This window comes from Rubritalea profundi (assembly GCF_002954445.1).
GTDB classification, from domain to species: Bacteria; Verrucomicrobiota; Verrucomicrobiia; order Verrucomicrobiales; family Akkermansiaceae; genus Rubritalea; species Rubritalea profundi.
Genome location: NZ_MQWA01000001.1, coordinates 2,096,575 through 2,110,797, shown reverse-complemented (window position 1 = coordinate 2,110,797; position 14,223 = coordinate 2,096,575). Strand labels below are relative to the sequence as shown.

Annotated in this window: 13 protein-coding genes; 5 read left to right on the top strand and 8 right to left on the bottom strand. The window is 50.3% G+C overall.

Annotation, left to right across the window (positions count from 1 at the left end; genetic code table 11):
• Nucleotides 1–30 precede the first annotated feature (30 nt).
• Nucleotides 31–960, bottom strand: a complete 930-nt coding sequence (locus BSZ32_RS09255) for a ribose-phosphate diphosphokinase (protein ID WP_105044816.1) — start codon at nucleotides 958–960, stop codon at nucleotides 31–33.
• 403 nt (nucleotides 961–1,363) lie between these two features.
• Here BSZ32_RS09255 and pheT point away from each other — a divergent pair, with 403 nt between their 5' ends.
• Together pheT and BSZ32_RS09245 are read left to right on the top strand one after the other, a co-directional pair.
• A complete protein-coding gene (pheT, locus tag BSZ32_RS09250; RefSeq protein WP_105043170.1) occupies nucleotides 1,364–3,769 on the top strand; it encodes a phenylalanine--tRNA ligase subunit beta in 2,406 nt (801 codons plus the stop codon).
• 176 nt (nucleotides 3,770–3,945) lie between these two features.
• Complete coding sequence (locus BSZ32_RS09245) at nucleotides 3,946–4,542, top strand: transposase (protein ID WP_105043169.1); 597 nt, start codon at nucleotides 3,946–3,948, stop codon at nucleotides 4,540–4,542.
• A gap of 53 nt (nucleotides 4,543–4,595) precedes the next feature.
• Here the strand turns inward: BSZ32_RS09245 and BSZ32_RS09240 are convergent, their stop codons facing one another.
• The 5 genes from BSZ32_RS09240 to BSZ32_RS09215 all read right to left on the bottom strand — a co-directional run bounded on the left by BSZ32_RS09240 (nucleotide 4,596) and on the right by BSZ32_RS09215 (nucleotide 9,940).
• Complete coding sequence (locus BSZ32_RS09240) at nucleotides 4,596–5,234, bottom strand: RluA family pseudouridine synthase (RefSeq protein ID WP_105043168.1); 639 nt, start codon at nucleotides 5,232–5,234, stop codon at nucleotides 4,596–4,598.
• A gap of 5 nt (nucleotides 5,235–5,239) precedes the next feature.
• On the bottom strand, nucleotides 5,240–5,854 hold the full coding sequence (locus tag BSZ32_RS09235; RefSeq protein WP_105044815.1) for a DUF1287 domain-containing protein: 615 nt from the start codon (nucleotides 5,852–5,854) through the stop codon (nucleotides 5,240–5,242).
• A gap of 45 nt (nucleotides 5,855–5,899) precedes the next feature.
• Entirely contained in the window at nucleotides 5,900–6,946 is a 1,047-nt protein-coding gene (gene pheS / locus BSZ32_RS09230) for a phenylalanine--tRNA ligase subunit alpha (RefSeq protein ID WP_165788938.1), read from the bottom strand.
• 671 nt (nucleotides 6,947–7,617) lie between these two features.
• Nucleotides 7,618–8,202, bottom strand: coding sequence for a nitroreductase family protein (locus BSZ32_RS09220; protein WP_105043165.1), 585 nt, complete (start codon nucleotides 8,200–8,202; stop codon nucleotides 7,618–7,620).
• Between the two features lie 211 nt (nucleotides 8,203–8,413).
• A complete protein-coding gene (locus BSZ32_RS09215; protein ID WP_240610600.1) occupies nucleotides 8,414–9,940 on the bottom strand; it encodes a DNA recombination protein RmuC in 1,527 nt (508 codons plus the stop codon).
• Nucleotides 9,941–10,059: 119 nt separating this feature from the next.
• Here BSZ32_RS09215 and BSZ32_RS09210 point away from each other — a divergent pair, with 119 nt between their 5' ends.
• Entirely contained in the window at nucleotides 10,060–10,719 is a 660-nt protein-coding gene (locus BSZ32_RS09210; protein WP_105043163.1) for a superoxide dismutase, read from the top strand.
• Nucleotides 10,720–11,257: 538 nt separating this feature from the next.
• Here BSZ32_RS09210 and BSZ32_RS09205 read toward each other — a convergent pair.
• Both BSZ32_RS09205 and BSZ32_RS09200 read right to left on the bottom strand, forming a co-directional pair.
• Nucleotides 11,258–12,139, bottom strand: a complete 882-nt coding sequence (locus tag BSZ32_RS09205) for a helix-turn-helix transcriptional regulator (protein WP_105043162.1) — start codon at nucleotides 12,137–12,139, stop codon at nucleotides 11,258–11,260.
• A 122-nt stretch (nucleotides 12,140–12,261) separates the two neighbouring features.
• On the bottom strand, nucleotides 12,262–13,122 hold the full coding sequence (locus tag BSZ32_RS09200; protein WP_105043161.1) for a phosphoenolpyruvate hydrolase family protein: 861 nt from the start codon (nucleotides 13,120–13,122) through the stop codon (nucleotides 12,262–12,264).
• A gap of 168 nt (nucleotides 13,123–13,290) precedes the next feature.
• On the opposite strand from BSZ32_RS09200, the gene BSZ32_RS09195 reads away from it, so the two are divergent.
• On the top strand, nucleotides 13,291–13,641 hold the full coding sequence (locus BSZ32_RS09195) for a hypothetical protein (protein ID WP_105043160.1): 351 nt from the start codon (nucleotides 13,291–13,293) through the stop codon (nucleotides 13,639–13,641).
• Between the two features lie 9 nt (nucleotides 13,642–13,650).
• Nucleotides 13,651–14,127, top strand: a complete 477-nt coding sequence (locus BSZ32_RS09190; RefSeq protein WP_105043159.1) for a ThuA domain-containing protein — start codon at nucleotides 13,651–13,653, stop codon at nucleotides 14,125–14,127.
• The last annotated feature ends 96 nt before the right edge of the window (nucleotides 14,128–14,223 follow it).

Genomic DNA, 14,223 nt, shown 5'->3' with positions numbered 1-14,223 from the left:
CCCTTGACCAATGACTCCCCGCAGGGGTCCCTACATATCAAACAACGACGTCACACTCTCACCATTGTGGATGCGGCGTATAGCCTCGCCGAACAAAGGTGCGATAGAGAGTGGGGTCACATTTTTTCCGAAGGCCTGAGGCACTGAGTTGGTTGTGATGAGGTCTTCGATCTCTGAGTCTTCGATCTTCTTACGTGCAGCATCACCAATCACGGCGTGAGACACACCTGCAAAGATACGCTTACAGCCGTTTTCCTTCAAAATCTTAGCCGCCGCACAGAGCGTGCCGCCAGTCTCAGTCATGTCATCGATAAGGAAAGCATCCTTGCCCTCGACATCACCAATCACATTGGTTGCTTCAACCTTCGTCGCACTCACGCGGTGCTTAGCCACGATTGCTAGATCAGCATTCAGAGCGTCAGAATAGGCACGTGCATTTTTCACGCCACCCACGTCAGGAGAAACCACCACGAGGTTTTTACCATCCACACCACATTCGTCCCTGAGATACTTCACCATCACTGGTCGGGCATAAAGATGGTCGACAGGTATATCAAAGAACCCTTGAATCTGCGCGGCGTGGAGGTCCATCGTGACCACACGGTTTACTCCTGCAGCTGAAATGAGGTTTGCCACAAGCTTAGCTGTGATTGGCACACGTGACTTATCTTTACGATCCTGACGAGCATAGCCAAAGAATGGCATTACAGCAATGATGCTTCCGGCGCTCGCACGGCGGGCGGCATCCACCATGATGAGAAGCTCCATCAGGTTATGATTCGTCGGCGGACAAGTAGGCTGGACGATGAAGATATCTTCACCTCGAACATTTTCGTTAATCTGAACAAATGTTTCTCCATCGGGAAATGCATCCACAGTCACGTCTGCAACAGTCGTGCCAAGGTGAGATGCTATATCCTCTGCTAATTGGTTGTGCGCTGAACCTGCAATAATTTTCATAGAACCGGATCGCACTGTGATCAGCAAAAGCGCCACGTTCAACTGTTTTTTTAGCTCTATCACCAGCACAATGGAACAATCTCTACCGCTAAAAATACGAAAGACCCGAAAAGGCCGGCTGGGTGAAACAGTTCTTACCTAGAATCTACAACAATCGCAGGACCGCGCAGACCGCAAAATGAATCCAAACTCCCAGCAGAGGCTGGTTTAACCTTCATGTGTTTTTGGGCGATCCTTCTTTTTTGAGACTTAGGATGAACGCAGAAGGATTGACATTGTAGGGGATTTCCTTCAGTGAAAGCGCGTCAAAATGATGATTAGAGAGTTGATCGGCTTCATTGCCCAAACTCTTAAAACATAATATTTAAACTTAATACAGCATCGTCTAGCGATGCATTTTCCCATGAACGTATCTTTCAACTGGCTCAACGACCACCTCGACCTTAGCGATCACAGTATCGAACAACTCGACGACCTCCTCACTTTCGCCGGTGTGGAAGTAGAAGGAATCGAGCAAAAAGGCCTCAGCACAAAGCTGGTGGTTGTGGCTCAGGTGAAAGAAGCGGTGCAGCACCCAAATGCGGACCGGCTCAAAGTCTGTCAGGTCGACGCCGGTGAAGGCTCACTCCGTCAGATTGTTTGTGGTGCTCAGAATTACAAGGTTGGCGACAAGGTGCCATGCGCACTTCCTGGTGCTGACCTCGGTGGTGGATTTGTGATCAAAGATGGCAAGCTCCGTGACGTTGAGTCAAAGGGGATGCTCTGTGGCGCGAGCGAGATCGGCCAGGTCGATACCGTCGACGGCCTACTTATTCTCCCAGAAGATTCAGTGATTGGTTTGCCGGTGGTCGAGATGTTCGAATCCGACACGATCATCGAAGTTGAAATCACACCTAATCGTCCAGACCTTCTCAGCCACACTGGCATGGCGCGCGAGCTTTCTGCTCTTACCGGCAAAGCGCGTAAACCATTCGATCAACCAAGTCTCGAAACCTCTGATGCTGGCGATGTGATCAAGCTTTCAGCTCCCGAGCGCTGCCCGCTCTACACAGCGACCAAGATTTCAGGTGTTAAAATCACCGATAGCCCAGAATGGCTTCAGACAAAGCTCGAAGCAATTGGCCTCCGTCCAATCAACAACGTGGTGGATATCACCAACTACGTGCTGCACGAGCTAGGTCACCCACTGCACGCATTCGATGCTGCAAAAGTGGACGGAGCACTCGACATTCGCCTCGCAGCTGATGGCGAAGCCTTCAATGCGCTCGACGGCGGTGAAATCAAGCTCGCTGAAGAAGACCTTCTTATTTCCGACGCTGCTGGCAATGCTCTCGCTCTAGCTGGCGTCATGGGTGGTGCTGAATCAGGGGTCACTGAAACGACAACTGACGTTATCCTTGAGGCCGCGTACTTCACGCCATCCTTCATCCGCCGCAGCTCACGCCGCACCGCGCTCACATCGGATTCATCCTACCGCTTCGAGCGTGGCACTGACCCGCAAGCCGTTCTCAACTCCGCAGCATTTGCCGCAAAGTTAATCGTAGAAATCGCTGGTGGTACGATCGAAGGCCCAACAGCAGTAGCTGGTGAAGCCCCGGTGCTCACTCAGCCAGTGACTATCAACGTCACCAAGCTCGACCAACTCATGGGTGGCAGCATCACCCTCGATGCCGCTAAAGAAATTCTCACTAAGCTAGGTCTCACAGAAGGGTCTAACGACTCATGGGAGATCCCAAGCTACCGGCTCGACCTGCAGCGTCACATCGACCTGGTAGAAGAAATTGCGCGCGTCCACGGTCTCGACAATGTTGAAAGCCGTTTCGTCGGTGCCTTCGTTGACGAGAGCGCAGTCGACAAAGCGTACGACTACCAACTCAAGCTCAAGCACCAGCTGGCAGCTCTCGGATTCTACGAGGCGCAGACCATCAAGCTAATCGCCGAGCACTCTAACGACAACATGGTCGCTCAGATGTGCGATGCTCTTCCGCAGCGTCCCCTGATCGATGGCGACCTGGTCAAAGTGGCTCTACCGCTTTCTGAAGATCACGCCGTGATGCGGCCGAGCCTAGTGCCTGGTCTGGTCGCTGTAGCAGCGCGCAACATCCGCCAAGGCCGCAAGTCGCTGCGCTTCTTCGAAATGGGCAAGCAATTCCGCAACGCTGGTGGTGGCAAGGCAAAGGATCTCGAAGCTGAGTCACTTTCGCTGCTCCTCTCGGGAACAGAAGCTCCAGTAAACTGGGCGAACAAAGCTCCTAACATTACTGATCTATTCGACATCAAAGCAGTGGTGGCAGCCATTCTTCCAAAAGCAAAGGTGCAGCTGAAAGAGCGCAAGCGTGATGGCTTCGTTCTCGCTGCCGATGTACTCGCTGATGGTAAGCCAATCGGCGCATTCGCTCAGATGACACCAGCTCGCTGCCGTGCGATCGATGCTAACAACCCAGTCTACGTGGCTGAGCTCGATCTAGCAAAGCTCCAGCAACTGGCTACTGGAATCGATAAAGTGGACCCACTGCCGCAGTTCCCAGGCTCTAGCCGTGACGCAGCGATGGAGGCCCCACTCACGCTCGAGAATGCAGCGATTGAAAATGCGATCAAGAAGCACAACGAAAACCTTCTCGTCAACTACCATTGCTTCGATGTCTTCACCGACGCGACTGGTGAAAAACTAGACGCTGACAAGAAGTCAGTTGCCTACAGCTTCACCTACCGCTCAGCGGACAAAACACTCAAAGCAAAAGAAGTCGATAAAGCGCACCAAGCTCTCCTGGATTTCCTAGCCAAGAGCGTGAAAGTAACCTTCCGTTAGGCCGGAGCGCCAAGCCCCAGCTTGGCAGCAATTTGAATAGCTTTCCGAGCAAGGTATCGCAGCGCAGTAAGATGCTCTAGTTCAAGTAGTGTTTTTCGCCGAGCTAGGGCTCGGCGCTCCGAGAGGTTACCAAGAGCAAGCTTGCATCTAACTAGGGATACACTACTCTGAGAAACATGGAGTTCTCAGAGCACTTACCTTGGAAGTCGCGTGGCTATTTGCCGCATGTGGACGCTGTGGGTGAGCTGCAGATGATTACTTATCGACTGGCTGATTCCTTACCAAGGTCTGAGATCAAAAAACTAATGTTAGAGTTAGAGTCCCACCCTGAAAAAGTACGCTCAAGAGTGAGCCGACGAAGGGTGGAGGCTCTACTCGATTCTGGACTTGGGTGTTGTGCTTTGGGTCACCCCGAAGTAGCAAAGGTGGTCGAAGATACTTTTTTGAAATTTGACTCTGAGAAGTACGAGCTACTCCATTGGTGTATCATGCCAAACCATGTGCATGTATTGATCCGCCCTCACATAAGCTTGGGGCTCATACTCCAATCCTGGAAATCCTATACTGGTCGCTGGGCACTGCAGCATAACGAGAGGTTAGGACTCGGGGTTCCAGAGGAGAGCTTTTGGATGCGAGAATATTGGGATAGGTTCATCCGCAATCTAGAACACTTTGAAAATGCAGCCAGTTATATTAGAATGAACCCAGTGAATGCTCGGCTATGTGCCAAGCCTGAAGATTGGCGCTGGGGAAGTGCTTGGAGTGGTCGTTAGAGCTTGCCAAATAGTTGAAACATTTTCGCCGAGCTGGGGCTCGGCGCTCCGACCTACCACGCAGGTTCCGAGTCAATCACGATTCTCTCACTTGTTTCAGGGTGGGTGAACTCTAACATTGTAGCGTGGAGCTTCATATGACCCGGCCCTGTGCCAGTACCGTAGAGTGGGTCGCCTATGATCGGTATTCCTAGCCCCTTGGCATGTGCCGAGTGGACTCGCAGCTGGTGCGTACGGCCAGTGATTGGCTTGAATTGGACTCGAGTGACTCCATTAACTCGCTCGATAACCTTCCAAATGGTGGTGCCCATTTTTCCGTCTTCAGCATCGTAAATCTGGTGCGGCCGATTGTCGACGTCGAGTCTGAATGGGAGTTCGATCGTGCCTTCGCCTTCTTCGATTACACCGTCTAACAAAGCTATATATTTCTTCCTCACTTCACGTTCTTGAAACTGTATAGAAAGGGCGCGATGCGCTTCTTTCGTGAGTGCTAGTAGCATCAGACCAGAGGTATCCATATCTAACCGATGAACTGCAGAGTAGGCTGGCGCTTCTGGGAAAAGCGCACGTACTCGCTCAGTGACTGAGTCTAGCTTGTCGGGTCCCTTGCCTGGAGCTGACAGCAAGCCGCTGGGCTTGTTGACTACGATAAAGTGTGCGTCTTGATAGACAATGTCGAGTTGAGCGTTCATTGTTGTTAGAGTGGTTTATTTGAGATCCGACAGTGGCCAGTGAGAGGTGCTGTGATTTTTTCGTTAAACAGCACATCGTTCTCGATGACACCAATGGCGACATTGTGGATCAATGCCCAGTGTCCAGAAATGCCTTTGCGATCACTTACGATCATGATGTGAGGTGTGACTCCGCCGATAGCGCAGGTGATGATGTCGTCTGGTTGGTAATTTGTTTTGATCTGATCGATTGGTAGATTCCAGCCCATCCGAGAGAGATATGTTTGTATATTGGGAACTCGGCGGTGATCGATGTTATAATCTGGTGTTGTGAGCCCCCACAATGGTGGGTAAAGCTCAAAGTGAGCAGCCATATCCTCGTGGATTTCCTTTTGAAGATCGATCTTGTGGCCCTTCCTCAGTGTTCTAATAATCACATCCGTGCAAACGCCTCCCTCAATGGGCACATCTCCTTTGGGATATTTTAGACGTTGGTAGCTAGGATTATAGGATGTTGTTTTACCTATCTGCCAACGTGTTGCCGCGATTGTTTTCCGCTGTTCACGAGTAAAATCGCTAGGGTGTACCGAGCAACTCGCCAAACAGAAAATGACAATCAATGCGTTATGAAGTCTCAGCATCCGCTTCGCGATCAAGATATAAGCAACCGAGACGGTCACGCTAGATTAGGAAAACTGCTTGAGGAAGCGGGTGTCGTTGTCGATCAGCTGGCGGATATCTTTGATCCCCCATTGGATCATCGCGAGACGGTCGAGGCCCATGCCGAAGGCGAAGCCTGTGACCCTCTCAGGATCAAAAAGGTCGTCACCGCGGCTTGCGGTAAGCGAAGTGAAAACGGCCGGATCTACCATGCCACAACCTGCGACTTCGATCCACTTTGGAGCCTGTCCCTTGACGTGAAGCTTCACATCGATTTCGAAGCTAGGCTCAGTGAATGGGAAAAAGTGGGGCCGGAAACGGACTTCAGTCTTGTCACCGAAGAGCGCGCGAAGGAAGTACTCGAGCGTGCCCTTGAGGTCACCCAGTTTGACATCTTCAGCAACGAAGAGACCTTCGAGTTGATTGAAGACTGAAAGGTGGGTCGCATCGATCTCGTCACGACGGTAAGCAGAACCAGGAGCTATAATACGCACCGGTGGAGTTGCTTTTTCCATGGTGCGAATTTGCACTGAAGAGGTGTGGGTGCGAAGAAGCTTTCCGCTATCAAAATAGAATGTGTCTTTCTCGTTACGCGCAGGATGATCGTCTGGCGTATTGAGCGCGTCGAAACAATGGTACTCGGTCTCGATCTCTGGACCATCCGCAAGAGCGAAACCCATACGGCGGAGAATCTGAATCGCACGATCTTTAATCAGTGTCAGCGGGTGGAGTCCACCTTCGAGCAGTTCGCGTGGAGGAAGAGTGAGGTCGATTCCTTCTACTGATTTCTGATCCGCCTGTTCTTGGAGCTGAGCGAGCTTGCCATCGATCGCAGTCGTCACAGCCGAACGCGCCACATTTAGCGCCTGACCATAGGCTGGCTTCTCTTCATTAGGGAGGTCCTTCATCGCTGCAGATGCTGCGGTGAGACGACCTTTTTTTCCTAGAAATGCAACACGAGCCTCATCGAGAGTTTTCTGATCTGAGGCGGCTTCAATGGCGCTGAGAGCGTCAGCTGGATTGTTTCGAGTTCCTGTTTCATGAACAGCATAGCCGTGCCATAAATCTCGCAGAGTGTCCAATGGTTTTACCTATCTCGCGGTGTGATAGTTTTCAGTTGGCTGTGTTCAGTTTTTAGAACGAGAACGATGAACAGTCAGATATTTCAATACGCTATTGGCTTCGTTTTACGAAACCACTTCTCTATTCCTTTACTTTTCTTCAGCTAGGCCAAACCGCATGATTCGTCCGAACTTATTGTAATAAGTCAATGTCAGTTTCACTGATAAATCCATGGACCATACAAGCCCCATAGATAAACTCCTTGTCACCTTTTTGCCGAATCGTAAATCCATGAAAGACCGAGGGTCTATTAGCCACATTACGAAGGTATTACCTTCTGAATCATAGACTTGAATTCCTTTATTTGCTGCACCTTGCACCGAAGGTAAATTTCAATGCTTTCTTCATATGCCGCCATCATAGTCAATGAAGCACCTTAAAGCACCCCGATCTTACGATCAATGTCATTTCATAAGGCGACACTTCGAAGTGCTTAAACGAGCGGATCTCATAAGTTATGGTGGGTCTTTTTATTCAGCTTATTCTGGAGGTTTCATTTAAGAACTACAAAGAAAACGATAGAGGCTCTGAAGCGAAAAAGTCTAGCAGACATCTTACGACTTCTTTCCACCCCTCACATTCCCGCCGAAAAATTCCGCGGTCACGTCAACTGGCTATATCGTTATTTGAAGGTCACTTTAGCCATCGCATCGGTGCGCTTACTCACTGGCCATTCTAGACCTTTTTTTGGCCAACCAACATAGAGCAGACCTAGACATTTGTCTTCTTCGCCTAATTCTAACGAGTCAGCAAAGCTCAGGCCATACGTCACGGCTGGTGATGACCAAAATACTCCTAACCCAGCAGCAGAGGCGACCAAGTGGAGGTTTTGCACAGCACAGGCAACCGCCTCGACTTCCTCGATCTCTGGGATTTTACGCTTGGGATCGCGCTTCATGACGAGCGCTACTACGGAATTTGCGAGAAATGGATTCTTCCCCATTTTTTCAAACTTTTCTAGGCGAAATTCTTCAACCGCAGTCTCAGCTTTATACGCCGTCTGTAGTGCTGTGGCGATGGTGCATCTGGACTCGGCAGTGTAGACGAGAAAGCGCCACGGCTCAGTAAGTCCATGGCTAGGTGCCCAGTTCGCAGCCTCAAAAAGCGTCTGCCAAAGCTCTGGGCTAACCACCTTCTCAGAGTCCATCAATGCGGGCTTAATACTACGGCGATGGGCAATGATCTTAGAAATTTGTTCAGTCTGCATGCTGAGCAAGCTGCAAAAGCCGCGCCAACTATGCAATGCTATTTCAGCCTACCAGCCAGCACGGTGGAAGTATTCCTACCGCGAAAAATAAGAAAAACGCTAAAAGGCTAGGACTATGAAATGTACGAGATGAAACATTTCTTTCCCGAAAATGAGCTAGGCTGGAATTATTAATTATTAATTGTTCATTCTTAATTGGAGCGAAGCGACTCTAGATTCCATCACCTTCTGCGGTAAAGCCTTCGAAGTCTGAGTCGTTGGAGACGACTGATGCGAAATCGCCGAATCCTTCCATCTCGTCTGAGCTTACGAGAGACTCTACAGCAGCTTCGATTTCTGCATTACTCACTACTGGAGTCTGAGTTTTCACATCTCTGACAATTTTCTCGCAGGGTTGAGCATCAATGAGTTTTGTTTGCTCAGGAGCCGCGCCGAGGGTTTCAAACTTTCGAGCGCTCACCATGACTCGTGAGTCGAAGGTGCCGACTGCTGAGTTGAAATGATTCACAGTCGTCCCGAGTGAGTTTCCAATCTTGTCGATGTATTCGGTGAACTTAGAAAGTCGTTCATAGAGTTCCTTGCCCACTCCTGAGATTTCTTGAGCATTCTGAGCCAATGCCTCTTGGCGCCAGCCATAGGACACGGCGCGGAGGAGTGCGATAAGAGTGGTAGGAGTCGCAAGGATCACTCCTTGGTCGACGCCTTTTTCAATGAGCGAGCTGTCCTGGGCGAGTGCGGCTGAGAAGAATGCTTCACTAGGGAGGAAGAGCACGACGAACTCTGGGCTAGTCTCGAATTGGTCTTGGTATTTCTTACTGCTGAGCTGCTGGATGTGCTTGCGAACTTGCGCAGCGTGACGAGCGAGCGCAACCTCCTTGACTGCATCGTCATCGGTTTCAATCGCATCGAGATAGGCATCCATCGGAGCCTTGGAGTCGACAATAATGTTCTGGCCACCAGGCAATTTGACGATGAGGTCAGGACGGAGCTTTTTACCTTCGTCGGTGGTTGTCGTGGTCTGCGTTTCGAAGTCGCAATGCTCCTGCATGCCACTCATTTCCACTACCCGGCGGAGCTGCATTTCCCCCCACTGGCCACGGCCGGTCGGCTGACGTAGCGCCTTGACTAACTGGGATGTTTCCTTTTGCAGGCCTAGGTGAGTCTCCTGCATGTGGCGTACTTGCTCGCGCAGTGATGTGTAGGCTCCCTCGCGCGCTTTCTCTAACTCCTGCACCTGCTGCTGCGCCTTATTTAGCGATTCATTGATCGGTTTGACCATCCGCTCGACGGCATCGACACGCTTGTCCATGTTGACTTGAGCTGAATCTTGTTCGGCTTTGAATGAGGTCTTTGCTAGCTGTAAAAATTGTTCCTGACTCGCTTTGAGTGCGTCTTGAGAAAGTGCCTTGAAGGTGTCGCTGAACTTTTGCTCAGCTTTTCCTAATAACTCTTCCTTTTGTTTGTGTGATTTTTGTTCCGCCTCGAGCTTTGCCCGCAGGCCAGCCTCGGAGCTAATGAGATCTGCCTCTTTCACCTTGAGAGAGGTGTTGATCTTCTCTGAGTCTTTGAGACGCGTCGCTAGCTCTTCAGAGCGCTTCTTTTCAGCATCTAACAACCCACCAAGCCTACCTTGGAGGGCAGAAATCGCCGTTTTTTTTCCAGAACTCGCAATGAGTCCAACTACCACTATCACAACAGCAATCGCTGCGCCAAATATTGCCCACATTTCTGGTGTCATTTTATCTATATCTTGATACTTGCGAAAATTCAGAGCCGTACCATACTACCGGCATCAGCTTTACTGTATAGGTGCTAACACACTGAGCAGAGGGCGCAAAACATATTAGAAAAATCATCATGGCATACCAACTTCCAGAACTCGGATACGCGTACGACGCGGTCGAACCACAGATTGACGCACGCACAATGGAGATCCACCACTCCAAGCACCACAATGCATACGTGACTAACCTCAATGCAGCACTTGAAGGTCAGACTGAGCTCCTTGAGCTGCCAATCTGCCAGCTAGTGCAACAACTCGACAAAGTACCAGCAGCTAAGCAGGCAGCAGTACGCAACAACGGCGGTGGTCACCTCAACCACTCACTTTTCTGGAAAGTCATCGCTCCCGGTGGCGCATCCGCACCTTCTGGTGAGCTCGCAGCAGCAATCGACAAAGAGTTCGGTTCATTCGACGCGTTCAAGAAAGCGTTCGCAACAGCAGGTGCTACACGCTTCGGCTCAGGCTGGGCTTGGCTCTGCGCTAAGGAAGATGGCGGCGTAGCTGTTTGTTCCACTCCTAACCAAGACAACCCACTGATGGGTGAGTTCGCTGGCACATGTGGCAGCGCACCCATCCTCGGCCTCGACGTCTGGGAGCACGCCTACTACCTCAACTACCAGAACCGTCGTCCTGACTACATCGCAGCATTCTTCGAGCTCGTGAACTGGGACGTTGTTAGCGGCAAGTATGCTAATGTCATTAACCAGAGTTGCGGCGACACTTACCACGTATAGTTTGTATTCACTTTTAAAAGCAAAAGCGCGATCTCCCAAGAGGTCGCGCTTTTTTTGTGCCCGTAGAAGAGCGCTTCAAGCTTCCTTGTAACTTGCTGGTAAGTTGGCTCTTTTCTAATTTAAGACAGATTCTAGCGAAGCGATCTCTACCGCGAAAAGTACGAAAAATGCCAGTCCGATAAAGTAACTCATTTTGTCTAATAGATCTGAGTGGTGTGACCAACCGAACGACTAGAAACATGAACTTGACCTTCAGCCAAGGAGGCTGTGGTTATGGTTTACCCCGCCATGCGGCTACGCCTTTGACGGGGCTGTTATGAAATTCTCCGTTGGAGAACCCCACTCCAATCAGCCGCAATAACTAGAGGTGGTGCGCATCTCGTATGATTTTTTGTCGTGTGGTGTGAAAAATGTTAGATAAAACCGTCTTCTGTTGTGACAGTTGTTGCCTAGATGGGATTCCGTAACTCTAAAATATTACAAGGGATCGAAAGATGAAACGACAGCCAACGACCTAGAACTTTTCTCAGGAAACACACTATTTGATTCTGTATTGGGATGGCTGAGCTCCGAATTCTTTTTTAAAGGCAGCACTGAAGACAACTGGATTTTGATAACCCACATCGTAAGCGATTGCTTCAACTTTAAAACCGGTTGAAATCAGTAACTCGGCAGCCCTCTGCATGCGAAGCCAACGTAGTTGTTGAATTGGGCTACGCCCGTATTGAGACTTACACAGGCGTCTAATATGTTCGGTACTGAGGCTAGCTATCGACGCCATAGCGTCAAGATTCCACTGCCGTTCTAGGTTTTGCTCTACCGCGAACCAGAGTTTCCAGAGCCGATCATCCTTCTGGTTTGTTGCGGTAAACTCACTCACATAGATATGAATCAGTTGAATCCATTGCTGAGTGACGGCCTGTCGCTGCGGAGCTTTAGATTCATAGAGCATTCCCTGCATCACATTCAAAAACTGCAGGCTCGCAAATTTTTCGACCAATGGTTGGGAGGAATGAATAAGAGGGATTTGTCCATCAGCGTGATGATAGCGCACCCAACAAAACTCCCAGACCTCACCCTCTAGACAGCGTAGAGCATTCGTTCTGTAGGCAGGTAGAAGGCACGCTTCGCCTGCAGAACAAATGTGCCAACTACCATCGATGAGAATTTGCCCTTTCCCCTTCGTTGTGACCAAAAAATAGGCCCCGCTTTGGCACAATCGAACCACTTCATAGGGAGCCTCAGCATGCATGATACCCACATGCTCCATCTGATACGTAGCCAGCGTAGGGCAAACAGGGTACTCCGATAACCATTCTCTAATGTCATCAGCATTCGCGCGAGCACAAGAATAGTGAGTCTTCTCTCCCCAAACGTGAATTTCGCTTAGATTTTCGGTCTCTGTGCCCTTTTTCTTCATACTTCTAAGTCCTTAGCCCCCGCCAAGGTTCCTCTGCGGAAACATCAAGAGCCGAGATGAACTCGTTTTGACATTTCTCGTCCCCCTCTACCTTGATGTCTTCTGCTGAGATCAACATGACTTTAGCACTGAGGTATAGATTTGAACTCTTTGGTCAAATTTGTCAATGACTGCTCCACCCCCATGCGCTCCAGACTGGAAGCTCCGATGAACCCCACGCAGTCGGTATGCTTGTTAATATAAGCTGCATCACTAGGTGTATTGATCGGTCCTCCGTGAGAGAGGAATATGATGTCTTTTCTGACCGTGCATGCCGCATTGATAATGTCCTGAGTGCGCTTCACCGCATCGTCCATGCTACACAAGGCACCAGTCACTCCAATAGAGCCACCCACTGTGGTTCCACAATGCGCGATAATGGAATCCGCTCCCGCCTTGGCCATCTCGATAGCTTGCGCAGGCGTAGTCACGTAGACCGTTGAGAAAAGATCTAACTTTCGGGCTAGAGCTATCATTTCATATTCCTTTGTGACGCTCATGCCAGTTTCTTCGAGCACTTGTCCGAAATGGCCGTCGACCAAGGTATGTGTCGGGAAATTGTTCACCCCTGAGAAGCCCATTTCTTTGATTCTGCCGAGCCAGTGCCACATTCTTCTGCGTGGATCAGTGGCGTGCACGCCGGCAAACACTGGGATTTCCTCTACCACAGGAAGCACTTCATACTCACCGATTTCCATCGCTATCGCATTGGCATCACCATACGCCATCAATCCAGCGGTGGATCCATGACCCGCCATTCTGAAGCGGCCTGAGTTATAAATGATGAGGAAGTCAGCTCCACCTTTTTCAATAAATTTGGCGCTAATTCCAGTACCAGCACCGGCGCCGATGATGGGTTCTTTATTTCTTAGTGTCTCGTGTAATCTCTCGATCACTTCTTCGCGTGTGTAAGGATTTCCCTTACCAGTTAATGGATTTGGCATAATATTGATTCGTTTCAACCAAGCTAGTCGCTCGACTGTCACCCAACGAGAATATCCACCTTAGCTCACAGCACAAAAACCATAGCTCAATACACATTTCACTAAAGAGCCTTTCCCGATCAGGTGTACGGGGCTAACAATACACCTCCGCAGCTCCATCTTCTTATCATGATAAAGTCCTTACTCCTTCTCATCGCCTTGTTGCTTCCGCTTTCGGCCGCTGAGCCGCTCCGTGTTTTTATCCGTACTGGTGAAAAAACGCATGGCCCTGGTGCCCACGACCACCCTCGCTTTATGGCCGACTGGATCAAGCTTCTCAACGATCGAGGCGCCCGGGCGACGGGTGCGCTAGCCTTCCCGACCGCGGAGCAGATCCAGTCAGCGGATGTGGTTATTTTCTACGCCCAGAATGCGGGAAACATAACGCCGCCCCAGCGGCAACTTCTCGACGCCTTCCAGAAGCGTGGTGGCGGACTCGTGTTTATCCACGACACCGTCTGCGGTGATGACGCCCAATAGTTTAAAAAAATAACGGGCGGGGCATGGGAGCACAGACACTCGAAGTACTTTGAAGGGGATTTCGATATCGACTATAAAGACAGCAAGCATCCAATCACTCAAGGGGTGGGTGACTTTTCTCTAGACGATGAAATCTACTGGAACCTCCACATGCTCCCTGAAGCCAAAATCCTCGCCTGTACAAACTGCAAACGGGCGCCCGGGTCACCTCAGATGTGGTCAGTTGAAAAAGAAAAATCGCGTACATTCACAGCCATCCCTGGCCACTGGCACACCACCTTCAGCATCCCGCAATACCGTGCCGTCCTACTCCGAGGAATCGCTTGGGTCGGTCACCGAAATGTCGACTCACTCGTCACCTCCACAGAAATTGAAGCCCTAAAAAACCCTAAAAACGGCCCGAAGATGAACCGTGCTACTGGATTGCCGGTGGGGGGGGAAGTCACGCTGAGCTGTCCCCTCGACACGATGCTCTTTCGGAGATAGAACTCGTTCTCGAGCTCACTGCAAACCTATAGCCAAATCCACATTCACCGGCCATAAAAGCACAGAACGTTGACTCCTAGTCGCTGAGCCACTTAA